Raw genomic sequence first — 21,370 nt, 5'->3', positions numbered from 1 at the left:
CAAAGACCCGCTGATGTGGTCGACCACTGGCCAGAACCCACGGTCAGCCGAGTAGGCGCAATACGAACGAGTTCAGGTGCCAGGATCCTCCGCTCGCCACGGCGAGCACGGAGGAAAGGCGCCGGCAACCGGGGCCGGCCGGCCTCCGAGGGGGCCCGGCCGGTGGGCGGCGCAGCACGCCGCACCGACCCCGGCTCCGGGTCGGCAGAGCCTCCAGCCGAAGCCCGAGACGCGGCGGATCCGGGCCACCAGCACGGGCCTGGCGGAGCAGAGCTGATGGGGTGCGAACCCCACCCGCACGGCCAACCATCGAGGATCCCATGCCACCGCACAGCACCAGCAATTCCTCTCAAGTCTCTCAAGAGTGGCCAATTTTTACTTCTTGCGACTCGCCAAACCGGGCCGCAGGCCACCGGGCATCAAAGCGCCGATCCGCGGCAGGCTCGTCAGCAGCGAGGCCCAGACGTTCCTCGTCGGCGAGTCGCGACTGGCCAACCCGGAGTCGGGGCGACCGTAATGCAGAACGAGCGCCGCGTGCGGATGATGACGGACTTCATCGCGGCCAGTCCACAGCGGTGGCACGAGGAGATCGGCCGCGGCCGATGCCATCACCCACAACGTCATAGAAAGCGCCGGCACAGCAGCAGACCCCGACATGACGAAAGCCGCATATTCAAGGAGTCGGATCCGATGGCAACGATACGTGCCGCGATCACCCAGGTGGCCTGGACCGGCGGCAAGGAGTCGATGATCGCCCGGCACGAGGAGCTGGCCCGCGAGGCGGCGGCCGCGGGCACCCAGGTGATCGGTTTCCAGGAGCTGTTCAACGGCCCGTACTTCGGCGCCGTACAGGACCAGAAGTACTACGCCTGTGTCGAGCCGGTCCCGGGCCCCACGGTCGAGCGGTTCCAGGTCCTGGCCGCCGAGCTGGGCCTGGTCATGATCCTCCCGGTCTACGAGGTCGCCAACGAGGGCGAGTACTACAACACCGCGGCGGTCGTCGACGCCGACGGCAGCCTGCTCGGCCGATACCGCAAGCACCATATTCCGCACCTGCCGGCCTTCTGGGAGAAGTTCTACTTCCGTCCAGGGAACCTCGGTTACCCGGTGTTCGACACCGCGGCCGGCCGGGTCGGCGTCTACATCTGCTATGACCGGCATTTCCCGGAGGGATGGCGCGAGCTGGGGCTGAACAACGCCCAGCTGGTGTTCAACCCGTCGGCGGCCAAGCCGGGGCTGTCGAACCGGCTGTGGGAGATCGAGCAGCCGGCGGCGGCCGCCGCGAACCAGTACTTCGTCGCGGCGAACAACCGCATCGGCCAGGAGATCGGCGAGTTCGGCGCCGAGGCCCCGCATTTCTACGGCTCGTCCTATTTCGTCGACCCGCGCGGCCGGTTCGTCGGCGACGTCGCCTCCGCGGACAAAGAGGAGATCGTCATCCGCGATCTCGATCTCGACGAGATCACCCGGGTGCGCAACGACTGGCAGTTCTACCGGGACCGCCGGCCCGACTCCTACCAGCGGACGGTGACCGCGTGAGCTCGAGCTCCCTGCTCATCAGCGGCGGGACGGTCGTCAGCGCCACCGGCACCGCCCGCCAGGACGTCCTCGTCGAGGGCGAGCGGGTCGCCGCCCTGCTGGAACCGGAATCGGCCCTGGCCGACGCTGTGCGCACGGGCTCCACGGGGCGGGCGAAGGTCATCGACGCGACCGGCAGGTACGTGATCCCGGGTGGGGTCGACGCCCACACCCACATGGAGATGCCGTTCGGCGGAACGTTCGCCTGCGACACCTTCGAGACCGGTACCCGTGCCGCGGCCTGGGGCGGCACGACCACCGTCATCGACTTCGCCGTGCAGGCCCACGGGCAGCGGGTGCAGGACCAGCTCGCGCTGTGGCACGAGAAGGCCGGCGGCAAGTGCGCCGTCGACTACGCCTTCCACCAGATCATCGGCGACGTCGACGACGAGTCGCTCAAGGCGATGAACGAGCTGATCGGCGAGGGCGTCACCAGCTTCAAGCTGTTCATGGCCTATCCGGGGGTGTTCCTCTCCGACGACGGCCAGATCGTGCGGGCGATGCAGACCGCGGCCGGCAACGGCGGGCTGATCATGATGCATGCCGAGAACGGCTCGGCGATCGACGTCCTGGTGCGCCAGGCCCTCGCCGCGGGCCGCACGACGCCGATCCACCACGGGCTGACCCGGCCGTGGCAGACCGAGCAGGAGGCCACCCACCGGGCGATCATGCTCGCGGACCTCACCGGCGCGCCGCTCTACGTGGTCCACGTGTCGGCCCGGCAGGCCCTGGCGCGTATCGCCGAGGCCCGCGACGCCGGGCAGAACGTGTTCGGCGAGACCTGCCCGCAGTACCTGTACCTGTCGCTGGAGGACCAGCTCGGCGCCCACGGCGAGCAGTGGGGCGACTTCGAGGGCGCCAAGTGGGTCTGCTCCACCCCGCTGCGCTCCCGGGCCGAGGGCCACCAGGACGAGCTGTGGCGGTACCTGCGCACCGGCGACGTCACCGCCGTGTCGACCGACCACTGCCCGTTCTGCATGAAGGACCAGAAGGACCGCGGGATCGGTGACTTCTCCCGGATCCCGAACGGCATCGGCTCCGTCGAGCACCGGATGGACCTGCTCTTCCAGGGCGTCAAGGACGGCCGGCTGAGCCTGGAGCGGTGGGTCGACGTGTGCTGCGCCGCGCCGGCGCGCATGTTCGGCCTGTACGGGCGCAAGGGCGTGATCACGCCGGGCGCGGACGCCGACATCGTGATCTACGACCCGGGCGGCCACACCTCCCTCGGCATCGGCCCGGGCCGTACCCATCACATGAACATGGACTACTCGGCGTGGGAGGGCTTCGAGATCGACGGGCACGTCGACGTCGTCCTGTCCCGCGGCACCGTCGTCAAGGACGAGACCGGCTACGTCGGCAGCCGCTCGCACGGCCGGTTCGTCCCCCGCGGCCTGTCCCAGAACCTCATCTGAGCTGTGTTCGGAGGCAAGACCATGGACTTCGGCGTCGTTCTGCAGACCGATCCGCCGGCGTGGCGGGTCGTGGACCTGGCCCGCCAGGCCGAGCTGTACGGGTTCAGCCATGTGTGGACCTTCGACTCGCACCTGCTGTGGCAGGAGCCGTTCGTCATCTACAGCCAGATCCTGGCCGCCACCCACCGGGTGACGGTCGGGCCGATGGTGACGAACCCGGCCACCCGCGACTGGACCGTCACCGCGTCCCTGTTCGCCACCCTGAACAGCATGTTCGGCAACCGCACGATCTGCGGCATCGGCCGGGGCGACTCGTCGGTACGGGTCACCGGCGGCCGGCCGGCCACCCTCGCGCACCTGCGCGAGTCGATCGAGGTGATCCGTCCCTTGGCCAACGGCGGCGTCGCCGAGTACCAGGGCAGCAAGCTCCGGTTCCCCTGGGGCGGCGAATCCCGGCTGCCGGTCTGGGTCGCGGCCTACGGGCCGAAGGCGCTCACCCTCGCCGGCCAGGTCGGTGACGGGTTCATCCTGCAGCTCGCCGACCCCGACATCACGGCCTGGTCGATCGCCGCCGTGCGCCGCGCCGCCGCCGACGCCGGGCGGGACTCCGGCGCCGTCACCATCTGCGTGGCGGCACCGGCCTACATCACCGACGGCACCGACGCCGGGCTCGCGCACGGGCGCGACCAGTGCCGCTGGTTCGGGGGGATGGTCGGCAACCACGTCGCCGACCTCGTCGCCCGCTACGGTGCCGGCGGCGCGGACGGCGCCGGAGGCGGCACCGCGGTACCGCCCGCGCTCTCCGAGTACATCGCCGGGCGTGACGGATACGACTACAACGCCCACGGCAAGGCCGGCAGCACCCACACCGACTTCGTCCCCGACGAGGTCATCGACCGCTTCTGTCTCATCGGCCCGCCGCAGGCACATGTGGCGCGGCTGAACGAGCTGGCCGCGCTCGGCGTCGACCAGTTCGCGCTCTACCTGCAACACGACCACAAGGACGCCACGCTGGCCGCCTACGGCGAGCAGGTCATCCCCCAGGTCAACACCCGCTTCGCCGCCCGGCTCTGACCGGCGTTCACGGCTGCGGGCCACCGTGGTCAGCGGCGGGCCGCGGTGCCCGTGACCGGTGGGGGCGCGTCGATTCCGCAGTGCCGGCAGGGAACCATCGGCCGCTTGGGGATCGCGGTGGGACGCGTCGGCGCCGGGTTGCGGATTCCGAGGTAGGCCACCAGGCCACCGCTGGCGCACAGCCCCGCCACGATCCACAGCGCGGACTGGAAGCCGCTGGCGAACCCGGCGGCGTCCAGGTAGGCGTCGCCGGTGAGCCCGGCGGCCGCGGGCAGCACCGCGACCGCGAGCAGCTGCGCGGTGCGGGCGACGTCGTTGTTGACCGCCGAGGCGATACCAGCGTGCTCGGCCGGTGCCGCGCCGAGCGCCGTCGACGTAAGCGGCGCGACCACCGTGGCGAGCCCGAGGCCGAGAACGATGACACCGGGCAGGACGTCGAGCAGATACCCGCCCTCACCCGCGGCGCGGGTGATCAGCGCGAGCCCGGCGGCGGCGACCACCGGCCCGACGGTCATCTGCGCCCGTGGGCCGATCCGTTCCGCAAGCGCGCCGGAGCGCGCGGAGAGCGTGAGCATGACGATCGTCAGGGGCAGCAGCGCCGTACCGGCCGCCAAGGGCGAGTACCCGCCGACCTGCTGAAGCTGGATGGGCAACAGGAACAACGCGCCGCCCAGGGACGCATAGACCACGAACGTCACCATGTTGGCGGCGCTGAACTGCCGGGACCCGAACAGGTCGAGGGGCATCATCGGCGTCGCCGCCCGTCGCTCGACGGCGACGAACCCGGCGAGCGACGCGACGCCGAGCAGCAGCGCCCCGAGCACGGCCGGGGCGTCCCACCCGGAGTCCGGCCCCTCGATCAGCCCGTAGGAAAGCCCCACCAGACCGCCGGTCACGAGCACCGCGCCGGCCAGGTCCACCCGGCCCGTGGCACCCGGATCGGTGGACTCGGGGACGTGCCGCGCCGCGACGACGAGCACGGCGGCGACGAGGGGCAGGTTGATGAAGAAGACAAGCCGCCAGGAGAGCACCTCGACGAGCCAGCCGCCGAGGAACGGACCCACCGCCGTGGCCACCCCGGACAGCCCCGACCAGGCACCGATGGCGCGCGGCCGATCGCCCACCGCGAAGGACGCCTGCAGGATGGCGAGGCTGCCCGGGGCGAGCAGCGCGCCGCCGACCCCCTGCAACGCGCGCGCCGCGACCAGCACCGGGACGTTGGGAGCGATCCCGCAGAGCAACGAGGCCACGGCGAACCAGCCGACGCCGATCATGAACACCCGCCGCCGCCCGTAGCGGTCCCCCAGCGACCCGCCGACCAGCAGAAACCCGGCCAGCGTGACCGTGTAGGCAGTGATCACCCACTGTAGTGAGGCCAGATCGGCGCCGAGATCGCGGCCGATCGACGGCAGGGCCACGCTGACCGCGGTCGCGTCGATCGAGGCGATCCCGGAGCCGAGAACGGTCGCGAGCAGCACCCAGCGCCCGCGCGCCGTCGACATCCGCAGCCCGGCCTGCTCCGGGCTCCCGGCGGCGGCCATGGCAGCACCCTACGTCGCTGCCCGGGCACCGCCTGGGCAACCACCGCGGACTACCGCCGTCTAACCGAAGGCGCGGACGGCGTCGTACATCAGCTGGGCGGCGCGCTGGCAGGTGACCTTCACCCCGAACCAGATCACCTGCGGTTCGCCGGCCGACCCGCAGGTCGCCCGCAGGTCGGTGAAGAACTGGTTGTCGATCGCGAGCCGGCGCTGCTGGGTGGGGTCGACCCGCGGGCCGTTCAGATAGTTGCGGTAGCCGAAGTCGTGGCGCAGGCACGGGCCGGCGAACAGGCCGTCCACGTCGGGCGGGGTCGGGCCGCTGCACCCGTCGGTCGTCCACACCAGCTCACCGCCGGCCGGGCCGGCCGCCCGCGCGTCGCGCACGACGACGAAGTCCGCCAGCGGGAGCCCGTACACGCTGGGCACGTCGATCTCGGGCACCTCCCCGCCGGGCGACTCGTGAGTGTCGGTCTCCTCCCCCGTGACGTACACGGCGCCGCCCTGGAAGTAGCTGACGCTGTCGGCGCCGACGGCCTGGCGGGGGTCGAGCAGCGGGTAGCCGAGCGGGCCGTCAGCGCCGCCGCCGTCCTCCCAGGCGTCGGCAGCGGGCTCGGTGACGACGTGGGTGCCGGTCGACGGGCTGGTGGCGATCGTGCCGTTCTCGAACCGCTGGGTCGTGCCGGCTCCGGCTCGCGTCGCGTCGTCGACGGGACGTCCCAGTGAGCCGGTGGTGCCGCCGAGCTGGGTGTATCGCGTGTAGATCTGCCCGCAGACGTCGAAGTCACCCACCTGATGGCAGGTGTCACCGCCCGCCGCGGGCGTCGCGGGCCGCGTTGTCGGGTCGGCCGACGTGTCGGCGTCCGGTTCCGCGGAACCGCCCGGATCCGGGGAGTCGATCAGATCCGCGTCGACGGTCGTCCGGGTCGGGTCCGTCGGGCTCGTCGGCTCCGTTCCCGCCGGGGTCATCGACGGCGACGGCTCGCCGGCCTGCAGACCAGCGGCGCCGGGCTGGCAGCCGGCCGTCAGCAGGACGAGCGCCAGCGTGGTGGCCGCGGCTGCCGCGCCACGGCGCGACAGCCGGCCGCGCGTGGCGGGGCCTCGACGGTCCGACATGGTCTGCTTCCTCTCGACCAGTCGAACACTAGGTCCCGAATGGCCGGCGGTGACCCGTTTCCTCCTGTGCAATGACCGACAGGTCGGTCACCGACCGCTTCTGGGCCGCCGCACCACGGGCCTGACGCCGCCGGGGGCGGCTGTCGCCGGCCATGGCCGCCCATCCCTCGATGATCCTTCCTGTGAGGCTCACGTTCTTGTATGCGTAGGTCAACGCCAGCGGTCGCCCGCAGGCACGGAGACGCGGGCAGAAGCGGGTCCGCGCTTTCGGAAACGGCGGCGTGCCACCGAGATGCGAAGGTGGCGTCCACTCAGGTAAGGAGTGGGAGGGCAGTCAGGCAGGACCCAGTACACAAGGTGGGATCAATGAGCCTCAGCATTCGTAACCGGCTGGCCGGAACGGTGGCTGAAATTACCGACGGCGCAGTAATGAGCGCAGTACGGATCACTCTTTCCGGCGGACAGACCGTGACAGCGGCGATTACTCTCGACGCGGTCAGGGATCTCGGAGTGTCCACGGGTTCCGCGGTCGAGGTGCTGTTCAAGTCGACCGAGGTGGCGCTGGCCACCGGCAGCGTGGACGGCCTGAGCATCCGCAACCAGCTGCCCGGCACGGTGTCCGGTCTGGAGACCGGCGGCGCCATGGCCGTCGCGCACATCGCCCTCGAGAACGGCGGCGAGCTCACCTCGGCGATCACGGTGGACGCCGCGACCGCCCTCGGCCTCGCCCAGGGTTCCGCCGTGACGGCGCTGATCAAGTCGACCGAGGTGTCGCTCTCGGCGGTCTGACCAGGCCCGGCGAATCACGCTGCCCGCCAGGACCTCGGCCGCCACCACGCGGGCACGCCCTGCGGCCACGGCCCGACGGCGGTCTAATCGAGCTGCGCGACGCGCTGGCGCGACCACCGAGGCGGGGCGGATGACCACGACGAAGGGCAGCATCACCGCGACAGGTGGCATCGCCACGCGCGGCGGCGGCTCCGCGGTGCCGGCGGCGCCGCGCACACCCGCCGCCACACGGACGTACGAGCTCGACCGCAGGCACGTCTTCCACTCCTGGTCGGCCCAGGAGCGGATCAGCCCGATGGTGATCACCCGCGCCGAGGGGTCCTGGGTGTGGGACGACTACGACCACCCGCTGCTCGACTTCAGCTCGCAGCTCGTGTTCACCAACCTCGGCCACCAGCACCCGCGGGTGGTCGCGGCGATCCAGCAGCAGGCGGCCACGCTGTGCACGGTCGCCCCGCAGCACGCGAACGCGGCGCGCGCCGAGGCGGCCCGGCTGATCCTGTCGCACCTGCCGGACACCTTCGAGAAGATCTTCTTCACGAATGGCGGGGCCGACGCGGTCGAGCACGCCATCCGGATGGCCCGGCTGCACACCGGACGGATCAAGGTGCTCTCGGCCTACCGCTCGTACCACGGCGGCACCGACCTGGCGATCAACGTCACCGGTGACCCGCGCCGGTGGGAGAACGACCACGGCGCCGCCGGGGTCGTCCACTTCTTCGGGCCGTTCCTGTACCGCAGCCCGTTCCAGGCGACGGACGAGGCGCAGGAGTGCGAGCGTGCCCTCGCCCACCTGGAGCAGGTCATCGCGCTGGAAGGACCGGGCACGATCGCCGCGGTCGCGCTGGAGTCCATCCCCGGAACGGCCGGTGTCATGGTTCCCCCGGCGGGCTATCTGCGGGGAGTCCGCGAGCTCTGTGACCGCCACGGCCTGGTCATGATCGCCGACGAGGTGATGGCCGGGTTCGGCCGCGCCGGGCGCTGGTTCGCGTTCGAGCTCGGCGACGTCCGGCCTGACCTGGTGACGTTCGCGAAGGGCGTCAACAGCGGGTACGTGCCACTCGGCGGGGTCGCGATCACCGGCCCGGTGCTGCGGACCTTCGACGACCGGGCCTATCCCGGCGGGCTGACCTACTCGGGCCATCCGCTGGCCTGCGCGGCGGCGGTGGCGACCGTCCGCGCGATGGAGGACGAGGGCACCGTGGCCGCCGCCGACCGCCTCGGTCGGGACGTCCTCGGCCCGGGGCTGCGCGATCTCGCGGCGCGGCATCCGGTGATCGGTGACGTACGCGGCGTCGGTGCCTTCTGGGCTCTCGACCTCGTCGAGGACCGGGCGAGCCGCACACCGATCGCCCCGACCGGCGGAACCAGCGAACGCATGGGACGCATCACCGCGGCCTGCCGAGCCGAGGGCCTGCTGCCGTTCGTGAACAGCAACCGGATCCACGTCGTGCCCGCGCTGAACATCTCGGACGGCGACGCCCGCGCCGGCCTCGCGATGCTCGACCGCGCCCTGGGCGCCACCGAGGGCTGACCGCCGCGCTCTCAGCTCCGGCTGTGCACGATCATCGACACGGGGCCCCGCGGGCGGAGGGTGATCGCCGGTTCGGGGTGGACCGGGGTGTTGCTGGCCGGGGTCAGCGTCCACCGTGCGGCGATCGTCGCCAGGGCAAGGACGCCTTCCGCGACGGCGAAGCCGTTCCCGATGCACTGACGCTTGCCACCACCGAACGGAAAATAGGCGAAACGCGGCCGCGTACCGGACGAATCAGTCGCACCGGCCCCACCGGTCGCGTCGGACGTGCCAGCGGCACCACCTGCCGGTTCGAGCCAGCGGCCGGGATCGAACCGTTCCGGCTGAGGCCACCAGCGTCCGTCCCGGTGCATCACCCACTGGCCGATGACCAGCGTCGACCAGGCCGGCAGCAGGTACCCGGCCACCTCCCGGTCCTCGACGAGATGGCGGACCATCGCCCACACGGGCGGGTACAGCCGCATGGATTCGTTGAACACCGCGTTGGTGTAGGCCAGCCGCGGCAGATCGTCGAAGGTCGGCAGCCGGCCGGCGAGGACGGTGTCGAGTTCCTCGCCCAGCTTCGCCGCGACCGCTGGTGCACCGCCAAGCAGGTGGAACGTCCAGGTCAGGGCATTCGCGGTGGTCTCGTGGCCGGCGAGCAGGAGGGTCACGGCCTCGTCCCGGATCTCGTGGTCGGTCAGCTGCCCGCCGGTGTCGCCGTCCCGGGCGGCCATCAGCAGCGACAGCAGATCAGTGCCACGGGCCCCGGCGGCGCGATGCGCGGCGATCAGGTCGTAGATGGTCCGGTCGAGCGCGGCCCGGGCGGCGCGGCGGCGGCGGACCGCCGGCAGGGGGAGCCGCGATGACTCCCCCAGCCCCAGCCCACTGGCCTGCTGGACCGCCGAGCCGGACATCGTCTCGTCGAGAGCGGCGCGGACGACGTCCACGACATGGTCGCTGATGTCGACGTCGAAGATGGTCCGCGCGACGATCGCCAGGGTCATCTCGGACATCTCGGCGTGCACGTCGAGTCGCTGGCCGTCGTGCCAGCTCGCCGCGGTGGACTCCGCGATGGCGGCGAACTGCTGGCCGTAGTCCGCGATGCGCTGTTTGTGGAACAGCGGCTGCATGAGCCGCCGCTGCCGCAGGTGATCCTCACCCGCGCTGGTCAGCAGGCCGTCACCGAGCAGCGTCCGCAGTGGTTGGACGACGCGCCGCCGGGAACCGGGGCCGCTCAGCACCGCGCCCTTGCCGTACGACTTCTGACCGCCCACGAGGATGTCCCCGATCGCCTCCGGGTCGCTGACGAGGAACAGCGACACCGGCCACCGGATTAGGCGCACCAACGGCCCGTACCGGTCGTGCAGCGCGGTGAACTGGGACAACGGATCTGCGCGCATGCGACGTACCGCCACGAGCGGCCCGTCGGCCGGCCCGGGCACCTCGTCGACGGGACGCGGCGCGCGCTGGGTGCTCGGCGTGGTCACCAGAGAAGCAGACACCACAAGGGACCTTTCGCGATCGGGGCGCCGGTCGCGGACGGGCGTCTTCCGACACCGGCCGCTCAGACCGGACACGGCCACGCTTTGCACGGTAGGCGCGCCGGCAGCGGACCGCACGCCGTCAGCCAGGCAGCATGTCAGTCGCGGGCAGGACGTCGGCACACCAGGACGTCAGGACGTCATGTCAGGACGGGAAGCGGGCGCGGGCAGCACGATCCGCACGGTGAGGCCACCGTCGGCCTCGGCCTCGAGCACGTCTGCAAGACGACCTACTACGTCACCGACGTGACCTTGCGCGACGACGCCAACGTCCATTTCATCGCGGCGTTCGCCGAGCCGCGCCCGGCCCGCACCTTCGTCGAGGTCGCCGCCCTCCCCTACGGCTGCGCGGTCGAGGTGGGGGCCGTCGCCACCAAACAGGCCCAGCGGACGTCCACGCGACCGATCTGACCGGGCCGAGGCGCCACGGAAACCGGGAGCCCGACAAATTCTTTGTTTGAGTATTTCTTCTGATCCGACGGACTATCACGCCCGATGCCGGGTAGCCCATGCTCCATCCGCCGCCCGGGCAGGCCAGGCCGGGCGCCTCGTCCCGCCCACGGCGGGATGTCATGGAAGGAGCGCAGACCATGGGCATCGGCGCAGCCATCGCATTGATGGCGCTCGGCGCGATCCTCACATTCGCCGTCGACGTCAGCATTTCCGGGCTCGACATCGCGGTCATCGGCATTGTCCTGATGCTGGCGGGCGCCGCCGGGCTCATCCTCGATCTCGCCGTGTTCGCGCCGCGCCGCCGCCGTGTCGGCTACGACGCCGGCCTGACGGAGACCGGCGGCGAGCTCTACCCGCCTGACCTCGACTCCCCGCCTCGCGGCGACTACCGGCGGACCACCGACGTCTACGAGGACCAGCCGGGCGGTCGGCCCTGGCACCGGCGCCGGGTCACCGACGTCCACCGCGGCTGATCACACCGCAGCGCCCACCAGCGCTCCCAGGCCACACCGCGGTGACACCGCGGCGACACCACCACACCGGCCACACCGTCCACACCGGCCGCAACGCGACGGGACAGCGCGGTCCCGCGCGGGTCGCCCCCGTCACGCCTATCCCCCGGTGACGGGGGCGGCCCGCGCGAGGCCGCCTGCCGGGCGAGCCGAATGAGGCACCACGGCAGATCGCCCGCGATCCGTCAGACAGGTCGGCTCGGTCGGGTCTGGCTGGTGGTGGTCGTGGTCACCGCGACGACGAACGTTCTCAACTCCTGGAGGTGCGTCCATCGCGGGAAATTCTCCGCAAGATCTGATCTTCCATCCGGACCGCCGGTGCCCGCAGCATTCCGCGAAACAGAATCCGGCTTCCGCCGGCCGCGAGATCGACGTCACTGACCGCGATGCCGATCCGGCGCCGATGGTGGAGCCTCACCTCGGTCACGAGCGGCCAGTCAAACCGGACCACCTGCTCCAGCGCGCCGCCCCACGTCCGGTCGGCGATGGTGATGCCGCGGTCGGTCAGCAGAATGACCCCCGAGCCCGGAGCGGAACGGCCAAAAACGCCGTTGCCGACGTCGAACGGCGTCTCACCCGGCAGGAGCATGCCGGTCACCACATTGACCAGGCTGTCCGTGTCGTTCCAGCGCTGAACCGGAGGGAACTTCGCGAGGACGAACTCACGGACCAAGGCGGTCGACAGCACCCCCATGGGCCCGTAATCGGTGGCGGAGCCACCCTCGGTGGGCGGAGGCGGGTCTTCGCCGGAGCCGAAGACCTCGTTCACCGGAAACCGCCGCGCCGCGGCGGTGAGGATCCGCTGTCGCCCGTCGGCCAGGAATCCCGCACCCAGCAGAATGTTGATCTCGCGCCAGAACTCCAGGGAGCCGCGGCCCTGCCAGTGCGGCAGGCGCGACCGGTCCGCTCCGGCCTCGTCGAGAACCTGGATCGCGTCGCCGAGATGATGCAGCACGCGGGCGAGCTCGATGACCTCTGCTTCGGTGAGACGGTCGGGGCGGCCCGCCATGTGCTCCTCCGTACCTACCACGGCAGCTGGCTGAACGCGCCGGCCTCGCCCAGCCCGGCCAGCCGCGCGAGATAGTAGTGCCAGAGATCCTCCAGGCACGCGGTAAGCACCTGCGGAACATCACGGTGCCGCACGCTGACGAGCGTCCCGGTACCGCCTGGGGCCCAGTCGATGTCGACCTGGGATGCCGAGGGGAGCAGCGGCTCGCGTCGCGGGAACGGATCCGCGGCGGAGGGAGTGGTGAGTCTCTCGTAGTTCCAGGACGTGTGCACGGCCGCCGGTCCGCGCATCATTTCCCCCACGATCTTCAGGCTGTCGGTGGTGTCCAGGTGAGAACTCCACCCGCCCCGAAGATCCGTGCTGCCCCCACCGCCGCCGAGCCAGCCAGCCCAGAAATCCGGGTTGGCAAGCCATTCCGACATCCGCTCGGGCGGCACCGCGACCGCGGTCGTGCGGTCGATCCGACCGGTCGCGGCCGACGCGGCGCCGGCGCCGGTGCGCAGCAGGTGGAGGAGGTCGCGGAACGCGACACGCGCCGGCCCCTCCACCGCTTCGTCGAGCTTCGGGGCAAGCGGCTCGCCGCGGAACGCGCGGCCGGTCCGGTCCGATCCGCGGTGGGTCACCGCGGGCGCGCGCGGCCCTGCCCAGACGGCGATGACGAACCGCTCGTGTGGACCGCCCGGGGGCACGGGGCCGCCTCGCGGGCCGTCGTCCCGCCCACTCGCCGCCACCCTGATCCGGTACCAGCCCGGGCCGGCGAAGGCGAGGTCGAGGCTGTCGGGCTCGGGCCCTCCCATCAGGGTGCCGATCTCCAGCGGACCCTTCCGCAGGTGGAAGCTCGTGTCGGACACCTCGGTCCAGCCCGGGGCGGGCAGCTCTGGCTCCCCGTTGTGGAGCTCCAGACGTACGCCGACTTCGCCGTAGCTGGTCCCGGTGAGTACCTTCAGGATGGCCTTGTTGACGACGACAAGCCCGTCGCCGCATCCTTCCGGAACATGGCCCTCGTCACCAGCCCCGTTCCTGCTGAAGACGATGAACTGGTGATAGTCGGCCAGGACGGTCGTTTCTTGGACTCGCACGATGATCAGGATAGTGCGGCATCCAAGGAAACCTTTCAACAACAGCCGCGTCCGTTGATCACCGCATTCCAGTAGTCGACACTGCCGCCGCCGAGCAGGACGGCAGGACTTTGGGCGCCAGAGTGGCCTCGCAGATTGGCGCCGATCAAGATTGGCCGTCGGCGAGCGGGAAAGCTCTCACTCCACGAACGCGGTCGGACGTCCGAGAGCCCGAGCGCCCGGTGGCCCGGTGGCCCGGTGGCCCGGTTTGGCGAGTCGCAAGAGTGAACGATTTTGGTCGTTCCAACGACCAAAATCCTTACTTCTTGCGGGTCGCCAGGCGACTCTGCGCCCCTTTTACCCCACCTGAGGTGAATTGCCGGTGCGGTGCGGCGGTACGGGATCATCGAGCTGTGGCCACAACGTGTCGATCCGGGGCCGTGCCGTTCGACCTGTGGGTGAGAGGGTCGACACGCGACCCGGCGGCAGGGAGACACACGATGGCGAAGTACATGCCGATCATGCGGAACACGGACGAGTCCCTCGCGCGGATGCAGGAGACGCCCTTCGAGGAGATGCTCGCCCGGATCGGGCGTTACAACGAGGAGCTGATGCGGGCCGGTGTCGTGGTGGCCGGCGAGGGCCTCGACGACCCCTCCGAGGGTGTAGTCCTCGATTTCAGCGGCGACACGCCGGTGGTCACCGACGGCCCGTACGGCGAGACGAAGGAGCTGTTCGGCGGCTTCTACCTGATCGAGTGGCCTCCAAGGAGGAGGCGATCGAGTGGGCCCGGCGGCTGCCTGCGGTCCCCGGATCGAAGTGCGAGATCCGGCGGGTGCCGGGCATCGACGAGTTCCCCCAGGACAACGAGTGGATCATCAAGGAACGGGCGTGGCGCGAGAAGCTCGGCCAGCTCTGACCATTCGGCCAGCGCAAGGCGGCCGCGCTGGGCTGAGCACTCGCTCCTGCCCCCGGTCCCGGCCCCGGCGAGGGCCAGGTCCAGGGCCAGAGGCAGAGGCAGAGGCAGAGCGGGCCGGAAGGTGAGCGTCAGGCCGACCAACGAAGCGGCGGACCGCCCTCGCCTGCGGGCCGGACGGGAGCCTCGTGGCGGTGCTGGCCCACCCGCTCGCGGCGCCGGGCGAGAAGAACATCGGCGAGCGCATCCGCCCGCTCCATGTCGTCGAGCGTGGCGCGGGTTCGCCCGTCGACCGTGAGAATGGCCGCCAACAGCTCGGCGGACAGCCGGGTACGCGCCGCCACCCGGGCCACGCTGGGCGGTAGCGTCGTCGCCGGGCGACCGGGCAACGAGCCGGTGGACGGGGCACTCCGCTGTGACGGCAGCGGACGACCCGGCGCCATCTGCTCGCCCTGGACGGCGGGCTCGCCGTGAGCGGTGCGAGGACGTGGCCGGACCCCGAGGAGATCGAACATACTTTCGATCCTGGCCTCGGTAGATCGTTCTGTCAAGAGTCGCGGATGTCCGGCGAGGCACTGTCGCGCCTCCGTTGTCATGGCGCCGCCCGAGGCATCATCCGCCCAGGTCAGAGCCGGTCAGGTCGGCACAGGTCAGGGCGGAGCCGGCCGGTTCCGAACGGGTCAGATACCCGGAAGCTCGTCGGCCAGGCCGAGCGCGACATAGACCCGCGCGGAGATCTCGGTGGCCGCGTGCCGCTCCCCGAGGGCCGCGCCCACCACCCCGACGGCGGGCACGTTCGCGACCGCGCGATGCCACCGCCGCCCCTCCGCACGCCCGTCGATCAGCCGCCGCACGGCCCACATCTCGCGGGCCAGCGTGACGACACCGGCCGGCACCCGACGCACCAGCCGCAGCCACTGCGCCCGCTCCTCCTCGGTCCCGTCAATGTTCAGGGCGGAGCCGGCGTCCTGGGCGGAGTCGGCGTCCTGGGCGGGGTCGGCATCCGGGGCGGGGTCGGCATCCAGGGCGGAGCGGGCGCCCGGGATGGAACTGGCGCCCGGGCCTGGGACCTCGCCCGCGGACGGCTGCGGCGGCACGGCATCCGGTGGTACCCAACCGGCGGGGAGCTTCTCGTCGAGCACCGTGTGCGCGAGCAGCCGCACCTGGCCGTGCACATCCGTCACGTCGCACAGGCGGGCCAGGGACAGGACCAGCAGGCCCTGCACCGTGGCGGACAGAACGTCACGCACCGGCCCCCGAACCGCCCGGCGAAACCGGGCAGTGCGGACAGCGGCGCGAGCTCGGCGCGCCAGTGCCGGACAATCCGGTCCGCATGCTCCCGACGCGACCGGTGGTCGACATGGCCGTGGGCCTGGGTGTCGACGGCGGTGGAAGTGGAAGCCGAAGCGGTGGCGGTGGCGGTGGCGGTGGAAGGCTGCCCATCACCGCTCGTCCGGCCACCGGGCCGGGACACCTGGACAGCTGCCGCCGCCATCGGCTGCGCGAGCTGGACGAACCTCGCCAGTCGATCGGCGTCAGCAGCGCGCACGGACGTCTCCCCGGCTGTCGCTCATGTGCCAACGCCTTCCTCTCACCCACCCCGTACGACCGGCCGCGAACACCCGCCACCAGGGCAGGCAGGTGAATTCTCCCGTCTCGCACCAGCCTGCTACGACCCGACCTCTGGTGGCTGGGACGGCGCTACAGCCGCGCGAGGTCGATCGCGACCTGGAAGGGGGCGACCGCCTCGACGAGACCGGCCCAGACGCCGCATCCCGGTAGGTTCCCACGGCCGGAAAGGATGTGAGCGTAGCCCTCGGGTCGCGGAATCCCGAGCTTCAAGCTGCCGCTGCTGCCGCTGAGCAAGAAGCGAGGCTTTTGGCTGCTGGAACAACCGAAATCCGCACTTCTTTCGGATTGTCAAGCGACCTTGTGTCCCGTTTGCGGTTATTGGTGTGAATTGTGCTGAGGGGCTGTGCGGCGGCGCGGGATCCCCGGCCGGAGGCCTGGTGTTTGCTGGACAGCTACCCGCGAGGCACCGGACCACCGCCCGGGATCCCTGGGGCCCTCACTACGATCCCTTCGTCCCAAACGCGCTATCTGCGAAAACACGACAACGTGGGCGCATGGGCACGACTCGCAGGCAGCTGATCACGGCGGCGGGTCTCGGCCTGCTCGGTGCGGGCCTCGCACACGGCCTCGGTCAGGCGGCGTGGGCCGGCAGCACCTCGGGCCGGATCGTCGATGTGGCCAAGATGATCGCTCCGCTGGACCTGCACTACCGGGAGGCCGAAGACTTTCCGGAGCCCGGCCCGATCGGCGCCAGTGAGCTCGCCGGCCCGCGTTTCACCGCCGACGGCCGCCACCTGTTCGTCAACCTCCAGTACCCAGGCACTCACCCTCGTCATCACCGGCCCCTGGGGCGCCCTGGTCTGATCACCGCGCCCGTTGCATTCCTGGCCCTGGATACGGCGACCGCGCCGACGTCGGGCGGCGACGTACAACCGTGAAAGGCACTACGCTGACCGGACGCCAGACCGGGCTACGCGAAGTTCCCGGTTCGGCGTTCTGTCGAGTCCTGCCGTTCTCTGGTTCCACGTTGCCGTCACCCGTTGACAGTTGCGCGTTAACCGTTACGCGTCGCCTGTTCCAGGGCCAGGAGGTTCTCATGATTCTTGCCGGCAAGGTCGCCTTCATCACCGGCGCGGCCCGCGGGCAGGGCCGCTCGCACGCGGTGCGTCTCGCCCGGGAAGGTGCCGACATCATTGCCGTCGACATCTGCGCGGATATCGATTCGGTCGGCTATCCACTGGCCACATCGGATGATCTGAAGGAGACGGTGCGCCAGGTCGAGGCCCTCGGCCGCGGCATTCACGCGGCGGTGGCCGACGTCCGTGATCCGGTCGCCTTACAGGCGGCCCTCGACGCCGGTGTGGCGGCGCTGGGGCCGGTCGACATCGTGGTCGCCAACGCCGGTATCGCTCCGTTCTCCGCCGCGGGCAAAGGCAACGGGAACGAGTGGCGCGATGTTCTGGATGTCAACCTCACCGGCACCTACAACACCGTCCGGGCCGCCGCGCCCGCCATGGTCGAGCGGGGCGCGGGCGGATCCATCGTCATCACCAGCTCGACGGCCGGCCTCACCGGGATGTCCGTCGACACACCGGGGGTCCTCGGCTACACGGCGTCGAAACACGGACTGGTGGGGCTGATGCGGACCTGGGCCAACGCTCTGGCACCGCACCGAATCCGCGTCAACACCGTGCATCCGAGTGGTGTGGGCACACCGATGGTGATGAACGACATGATGCTCGGGTTTCTCCAGAGCGACCCGAACATGGCGAACCCGCATGCCCTGCCGGTGTCGATGCTGGAGTCCTCGGACATTTCCGAAGCTGTTCTGTGGCTCGTCTCCGACCACTCCCGCTATGTCACCGGCGTGACCCTCCCGGTGGACGCCGGATTCGTCAACAAACGCTGACGGGGCGCGCGCACCGGCCGAGGATCTCGGCCGCGCACGGTGGTGCGCCGTAGCACGGTCCGGCGCGGCGCCGCGGCACGGTCACGCGGACGCCGTCGGCGCCGGCGGGGCCGCCTCCTCGTCGGCGTGGTGCCGCCGGGCCGCGGACAACTGCCGGCCGATCCCGAAGACGATCAGGGTTGCGCCGAACGTGATCATGAAGTCGGTCAAGGGTGAAGGCGTCACCAGCCGCAGCGCGGACAGCGCGAAGACACCGAACAGCCCACCGGCGCAACCGGCGGGAACGAAACGCAGGCCGCGGCGGGATGACGGCGCCGGCAACGGGCTCCGCGCCAGCGAGAGAACGGCGGCGACGGCGAGCAGCCCTGCCAGCATCAGCAGGCCCAGGCCGAACAGGCCGTAGGTCGACAACAGCGACCCGTTGATCCGCGCCTGACCGCCCCGCACGGCGGCCACGCCCAGGCCCCCGTCGCGGACCTCCACCCGGATCGCCATCAGGCCGCTCGCCCGGCGGGCGAGATCACGAAGGTCGAGATCCACCGCCCAGGTGGCCTCGCCGCGGGCGGGCACGGTGGTTCGGACCCGGGTGTCGTAGTCGAAGAACGTGAGCCCCAGCACCGCACCGCGCAGGCGCACGGAATCGACCTCCAGGGCCGAGCCGCCGAGATTCTCGACACCCACGACGAGGTGCGTGACGGCGGACGAGTCCAGCACGACGTCACCATCGAGGGGCTGACCGTCGATGGTGACGGACAGCCGTGCGGTATTGTCGTCGCCCGCCCGGGCGGCGGCCGCGGGAAACAAGCCGAGAGCTGTCACGAACACCACAAAAAATGCCAGCAGACGGCATTTTGATGTTGCTTTCGGTTCACGCGATCCGGAAATCACATCTCCCCCATGGACCGGGTGGTCACCGACTCCGATGTTACGCTGGAAAACAGGTTGACGCGCTCGGGCCACGGCCGGCGGGTAAGCAGTCGGGTAAGCGGGAGTGCCGGCACACGGCCGCGCGATGAACCAGCGGCAATGGCCGTGGCGGCGTGGCGCCTTTCCACGGCGGCTCACCGTTGAATTCCACTCCCGGGTGGCGGCGGAGAAAGCCGACGGCGAGGTATTTCGTCAGTGACCGATACCACGCCACCGGCACGTGTCACGGGGCAGGCAGGCGATCTGGGGGCAGGCCGATGATGGGCTGGAGAAAGACCGTCGTCGCACAGCTGGCGGCGCGACGGTGGCGCGGGCGGTTTCCGCTGCTCGCGCTCGCGCTGCTGGTCGCCGCTCTGGCCGGGGGATCATTGGCGCCGGCCGTCGCGGCGACCGGCGCGAGCCCGACAGCCGCCTCCGAGCCACCGGGCGTCACACCGGAGCCGGAATCCAAGCCCACTTCCAAGCCCACGCCCATACCACCGCGGTCGCCGTCCCCGCCGCCGCCTGCGCCTGTACCTGCACCGGCGGCGACCGTTGCCTCCGCGGATGCACCGACCCACCACGAGACGTCCGGCGGCGCCGGCACGCCCGCGCGCACCTCGCCGCCGGCCCGTACGTCCCTGCCGGCCCGTACCTCCCCGCCGGCCCGTACCTCCACGGCCACGGCGACGCGGAGGTCACAGGCCGCCTCGACCGCGCCGACGACACGGTCCGCACCCACGACATCAACGAGACCGCCGACCCGGGCGACGTCCACGACGCCGGCGCCACGGGCGACCACGACCAGACGGGGAACGCCGGCGCCACCGCCGACAACGCGTGCCACCCGGACGACACGCGCCACCCCGACGAAGGCCACGCCGACGAAGGCCACGCCAACGCAGCGGCCCGCGCCGACGCGCACGTCGGCGTGCCCGGGTTCAGGCCGGGCCTACGGTGCGCAGTACGCGACCGCCTGCCCGCCGGACGTGAGCCCGACCGGCGGCAGCGGGAACGGGAACGGGTCCGGGTCCGGCAGCGGGCCGGGAAACAGCGTCCCCGACCCCGGCACAGGCAGCGGCACCGGCGGCGGCAACACGGGCGGCGGTTCAGGCGGGACGGGCACCTCCACCAGCGGGACGGGCTCCACGAGCGGGCCAGGTGGGAGCTCGGGCACCGGCGGACCGGCCTCCGGGTCTGGCGGCGGCACGGGCCCAGCGGGCGGCAACGGCAACGGCACCAGCACCAGCACCAGCACCAGCACCAGCACCGGGAACGGCACCGGGAACGGCACCGGCAATGGGACTCCCTGGGTGCGCTGCGCCGACGGGTCCTGGGCACCGACGTCCGCCACCTGCCCGGTCCAGCGGGTGCAGTGCCCCGACAGCCCGGTAAGCGTGGCCGTCGGTGAGCAGTGCCCCAAACCGGCACCGCCCCGGAAGACGTCGGTCGCCTGCTGGGACGGCTCGTCCGCGCCGAGCACCGCCGGCTGCCCCCCGGGCCGCACCTTCTGCCCGGGCGGGATCACCGTGCCCGTCGGCGTGAGATGCGCAGAGCCGGTCGAAGCAGCGACCTGCCGGGCCGGGACCGTGCGGGTGCTGGGTGTCTGCACCCCGATCGCCCGCCCCGGCGCGCCGCAGCCGGCGGCCGGGGTGCCGATGGCGCGGGAACCGGAGCCCGGGGAGCTGCGCTTCGACCGGTACGTGTTGTCCGCAGGTGACCCTCTCTACGCCCAGGGCGCCGGCTGCACACCGGGTGCCGAGACAATGCTGGCGGCGGATGGCGAGCTCGTCGGGCGCACCGTCGCCGACCAGGACGGTCGTTTCGAGACGGTGGTGCGTTTCGCCAGCTTCCGGCCGGGCCATCGGCAGGTCGTCGCCGACTGCGGAATCCGGCTCGCGTCCGGGGTCGACATGATGCTGGTCTCGGCCGACACCAGTGTCTCCCCCTCGTCGCTGTTGTTGCTGTTCTGCCTGGCCGTCGGCGGCCTGGCCGTGCACCAGCAGGCAGCACCGCGGCACGGGCGCTCTCCCGGCGTCGCGGCCTCCACCTCCACCACGGCCGGCCGCGACGGATGACGATGAGTTCCTCCGCGTCCCCGAACCCACCGGCGTCCCCGAACCCACCGGCGTCCCCGAACCGTCCGTCGTCCGCGGGCTCGTCCTCGTCCCGGGCGACCGGCGGAACCGGCGGGCCCGGGGGAACCACCGACCCGACCGAGGTCGGCCGGTACCGGCTGGTGCGCCGCCTCGGCGCGGGCGGGATGGGCACTGTCCACCTGGGTGTGGACCCCGCCGGCCGCCAGGTGGCCGTCAAGCTGATCCGCACCGACCTGGCCAGCCGGCCGGAGTTCCGGGCGCGGCTCAAGCGGGAGGCGGACAGCGCGCGGCGGGTCGCCCGGTTCTGCACGGCCGCGGTGCTCGACGTCGACGTCACCGGGGACGTCCCATATCTGGTGACCGAGTTCGTGG

Annotated in this window: 21 protein-coding genes and 2 pseudogenes; 12 read left to right on the top strand and 11 right to left on the bottom strand. The window is 71.4% G+C overall.

Annotated features, from left to right (window positions below; translation table 11 throughout):
* The first annotated feature begins 690 nt into the window (after positions 1 to 690).
* Genes FREUN1FDRAFT_RS20145 through FREUN1FDRAFT_RS20135 form a run of 3 tightly spaced genes read left to right on the top strand, consistent with a single transcriptional unit; the run spans position 691 to position 4,064 of the window.
* Positions 691 to 1,539: a nitrilase-related carbon-nitrogen hydrolase gene (locus tag FREUN1FDRAFT_RS20145; RefSeq protein ID WP_006542003.1), complete on the top strand. Its 849-nt coding sequence runs from the start codon at positions 691 to 693 to the stop codon at positions 1,537 to 1,539.
* Entirely contained in the window at positions 1,536 to 2,990 is a 1,455-nt protein-coding gene (gene hydA / locus FREUN1FDRAFT_RS20140; RefSeq protein WP_006542002.1) for a dihydropyrimidinase, read from the top strand. The genes FREUN1FDRAFT_RS20145 and hydA overlap by 4 nt, the downstream gene beginning before the upstream one ends.
* 21 nt (positions 2,991 to 3,011) lie before the next feature.
* Positions 3,012 to 4,064 (top strand): TIGR03842 family LLM class F420-dependent oxidoreductase, encoded by a 1,053-nt coding sequence (locus FREUN1FDRAFT_RS20135; RefSeq protein ID WP_006542001.1) that lies wholly within the window; start codon positions 3,012 to 3,014, stop codon positions 4,062 to 4,064.
* Positions 4,065 to 4,093: 29 nt separating this feature from the next.
* Here FREUN1FDRAFT_RS20135 and FREUN1FDRAFT_RS20130 read toward each other — a convergent pair whose 3' ends face one another.
* Both FREUN1FDRAFT_RS20130 and FREUN1FDRAFT_RS20125 read right to left on the bottom strand, forming a co-directional pair.
* Positions 4,094 to 5,605 (bottom strand): DHA2 family efflux MFS transporter permease subunit, encoded by a 1,512-nt coding sequence (locus FREUN1FDRAFT_RS20130; protein WP_006542000.1) that lies wholly within the window; start codon positions 5,603 to 5,605, stop codon positions 4,094 to 4,096.
* Positions 5,606 to 5,665: 60 nt separating this feature from the next.
* Positions 5,666 to 6,718, bottom strand: a complete 1,053-nt coding sequence (locus FREUN1FDRAFT_RS20125; RefSeq protein ID WP_006541999.1) for a phospholipase — start codon at positions 6,716 to 6,718, stop codon at positions 5,666 to 5,668.
* Positions 6,719 to 7,084: 366 nt separating this feature from the next.
* Here FREUN1FDRAFT_RS20125 and FREUN1FDRAFT_RS20120 point away from each other — a divergent pair, with 366 nt between their 5' ends.
* On the top strand, positions 7,085 to 7,507 hold the full coding sequence (locus FREUN1FDRAFT_RS20120) for a molybdopterin-binding protein (protein WP_006541998.1): 423 nt from the start codon (positions 7,085 to 7,087) through the stop codon (positions 7,505 to 7,507).
* A gap of 130 nt (positions 7,508 to 7,637) precedes the next feature.
* Entirely contained in the window at positions 7,638 to 9,041 is a 1,404-nt protein-coding gene (locus FREUN1FDRAFT_RS20115; RefSeq protein WP_006541997.1) for an aspartate aminotransferase family protein, read from the top strand.
* Between the two features lie 11 nt (positions 9,042 to 9,052).
* Here FREUN1FDRAFT_RS20115 and FREUN1FDRAFT_RS20110 read toward each other — a convergent pair whose 3' ends face one another.
* Positions 9,053 to 10,528, bottom strand: coding sequence for a cytochrome P450 (locus FREUN1FDRAFT_RS20110; protein ID WP_006541996.1), 1,476 nt, complete (start codon positions 10,526 to 10,528; stop codon positions 9,053 to 9,055).
* Positions 10,529 to 10,609: 81 nt separating this feature from the next.
* On the opposite strand from FREUN1FDRAFT_RS20110, the gene FREUN1FDRAFT_RS41675 reads away from it, so the two are divergent.
* Positions 10,610 to 10,975: a RidA family protein gene (locus FREUN1FDRAFT_RS41675; RefSeq protein WP_006541995.1), complete on the top strand. Its 366-nt coding sequence runs from the start codon at positions 10,610 to 10,612 to the stop codon at positions 10,973 to 10,975.
* Positions 10,976 to 11,154: 179 nt separating this feature from the next.
* Entirely contained in the window at positions 11,155 to 11,490 is a 336-nt protein-coding gene (locus tag FREUN1FDRAFT_RS20100; protein WP_006541994.1) for a DUF6458 family protein, read from the top strand.
* 289 nt (positions 11,491 to 11,779) lie between these two features.
* Here the strand turns inward: FREUN1FDRAFT_RS20100 and FREUN1FDRAFT_RS20095 are convergent, their stop codons facing one another.
* Both FREUN1FDRAFT_RS20095 and FREUN1FDRAFT_RS20090 read right to left on the bottom strand, forming a co-directional pair.
* The gene (locus tag FREUN1FDRAFT_RS20095) at positions 11,780 to 12,538 is read right to left on the bottom strand and encodes an effector-associated domain EAD1-containing protein (RefSeq protein ID WP_006541993.1); all 759 of its coding nucleotides are present in this window, start codon (positions 12,536 to 12,538) and stop codon (positions 11,780 to 11,782) included.
* Positions 12,539 to 12,552: 14 nt separating this feature from the next.
* On the bottom strand, positions 12,553 to 13,617 hold the full coding sequence (locus FREUN1FDRAFT_RS20090) for a hypothetical protein (RefSeq protein WP_035952557.1): 1,065 nt from the start codon (positions 13,615 to 13,617) through the stop codon (positions 12,553 to 12,555).
* A 479-nt stretch (positions 13,618 to 14,096) separates the two neighbouring features.
* Between FREUN1FDRAFT_RS20090 and FREUN1FDRAFT_RS48105 the strand changes: the two are divergent.
* Positions 14,097 to 14,515: pseudogene (locus tag FREUN1FDRAFT_RS48105) on the top strand (YciI family protein).
* A 128-nt stretch (positions 14,516 to 14,643) separates the two neighbouring features.
* Here FREUN1FDRAFT_RS48105 and FREUN1FDRAFT_RS20080 read toward each other — a convergent pair.
* From FREUN1FDRAFT_RS20080 to FREUN1FDRAFT_RS44035, 3 genes are all read right to left on the bottom strand, one after another.
* Positions 14,644 to 15,027 carry a hypothetical protein gene (locus FREUN1FDRAFT_RS20080; protein WP_006541990.1) on the bottom strand — a complete coding sequence of 128 codons (384 nt, stop codon included), beginning with the start codon at positions 15,025 to 15,027 and terminating at the stop codon, positions 14,644 to 14,646.
* Positions 15,028 to 15,192: 165 nt separating this feature from the next.
* Positions 15,193 to 15,762 (bottom strand): hypothetical protein, encoded by a 570-nt coding sequence (locus tag FREUN1FDRAFT_RS20075; protein ID WP_006541989.1) that lies wholly within the window; start codon positions 15,760 to 15,762, stop codon positions 15,193 to 15,195.
* Positions 15,763 to 16,213: 451 nt separating this feature from the next.
* Complete coding sequence (locus FREUN1FDRAFT_RS44035) at positions 16,214 to 16,354, bottom strand: hypothetical protein (RefSeq protein ID WP_157475064.1); 141 nt, start codon at positions 16,352 to 16,354, stop codon at positions 16,214 to 16,216.
* A gap of 284 nt (positions 16,355 to 16,638) precedes the next feature.
* On the opposite strand from FREUN1FDRAFT_RS44035, the gene FREUN1FDRAFT_RS45230 reads away from it, so the two are divergent.
* Together FREUN1FDRAFT_RS45230 and FREUN1FDRAFT_RS20065 are read left to right on the top strand one after the other, a co-directional pair.
* Entirely contained in the window at positions 16,639 to 17,022 is a 384-nt protein-coding gene (locus FREUN1FDRAFT_RS45230) for a hypothetical protein (protein WP_035952554.1), read from the top strand.
* 158 nt (positions 17,023 to 17,180) lie between these two features.
* Positions 17,181 to 17,993 (top strand): mycofactocin-coupled SDR family oxidoreductase, encoded by an 813-nt coding sequence (locus FREUN1FDRAFT_RS20065; protein WP_006541987.1) that lies wholly within the window; start codon positions 17,181 to 17,183, stop codon positions 17,991 to 17,993.
* Positions 17,994 to 18,074: 81 nt separating this feature from the next.
* On the opposite strand, the gene FREUN1FDRAFT_RS20060 is transcribed toward FREUN1FDRAFT_RS20065, so the two are convergent.
* The 3 genes from FREUN1FDRAFT_RS20060 to FREUN1FDRAFT_RS20050 all read right to left on the bottom strand — a co-directional run bounded on the left by FREUN1FDRAFT_RS20060 (position 18,075) and on the right by FREUN1FDRAFT_RS20050 (position 20,511).
* Complete coding sequence (locus FREUN1FDRAFT_RS20060; protein ID WP_232295295.1) at positions 18,075 to 18,812, bottom strand: hypothetical protein; 738 nt, start codon at positions 18,810 to 18,812, stop codon at positions 18,075 to 18,077.
* 331 nt (positions 18,813 to 19,143) lie between these two features.
* Positions 19,144 to 19,824 carry a hypothetical protein gene (locus FREUN1FDRAFT_RS20055; protein ID WP_006541985.1) on the bottom strand — a complete coding sequence of 227 codons (681 nt, stop codon included), beginning with the start codon at positions 19,822 to 19,824 and terminating at the stop codon, positions 19,144 to 19,146.
* Between the two features lie 27 nt (positions 19,825 to 19,851).
* Entirely contained in the window at positions 19,852 to 20,511 is a 660-nt protein-coding gene (locus FREUN1FDRAFT_RS20050; RefSeq protein WP_198144420.1) for a hypothetical protein, read from the bottom strand.
* On the opposite strand from FREUN1FDRAFT_RS20050, the gene FREUN1FDRAFT_RS20045 reads away from it, so the two are divergent.
* Positions 20,495 to 20,977 carry a hypothetical protein gene (locus FREUN1FDRAFT_RS20045; protein ID WP_232295294.1) on the top strand — a complete coding sequence of 161 codons (483 nt, stop codon included), beginning with the start codon at positions 20,495 to 20,497 and terminating at the stop codon, positions 20,975 to 20,977. The genes FREUN1FDRAFT_RS20050 and FREUN1FDRAFT_RS20045 overlap by 17 nt on opposite strands.
* Before the next feature lie 2 nt (positions 20,978 to 20,979).
* Positions 20,980 to 21,370, top strand: a pseudogene (locus FREUN1FDRAFT_RS20040) (serine/threonine protein kinase); the annotation flags it as partial.

This window comes from Parafrankia sp. EUN1f (assembly GCF_000177675.1).
Classification (GTDB): domain Bacteria; phylum Actinomycetota; class Actinomycetes; order Frankiales; family Frankiaceae; genus Parafrankia.
This window is presented reverse-complemented; position numbering and strand designations above follow the sequence as displayed.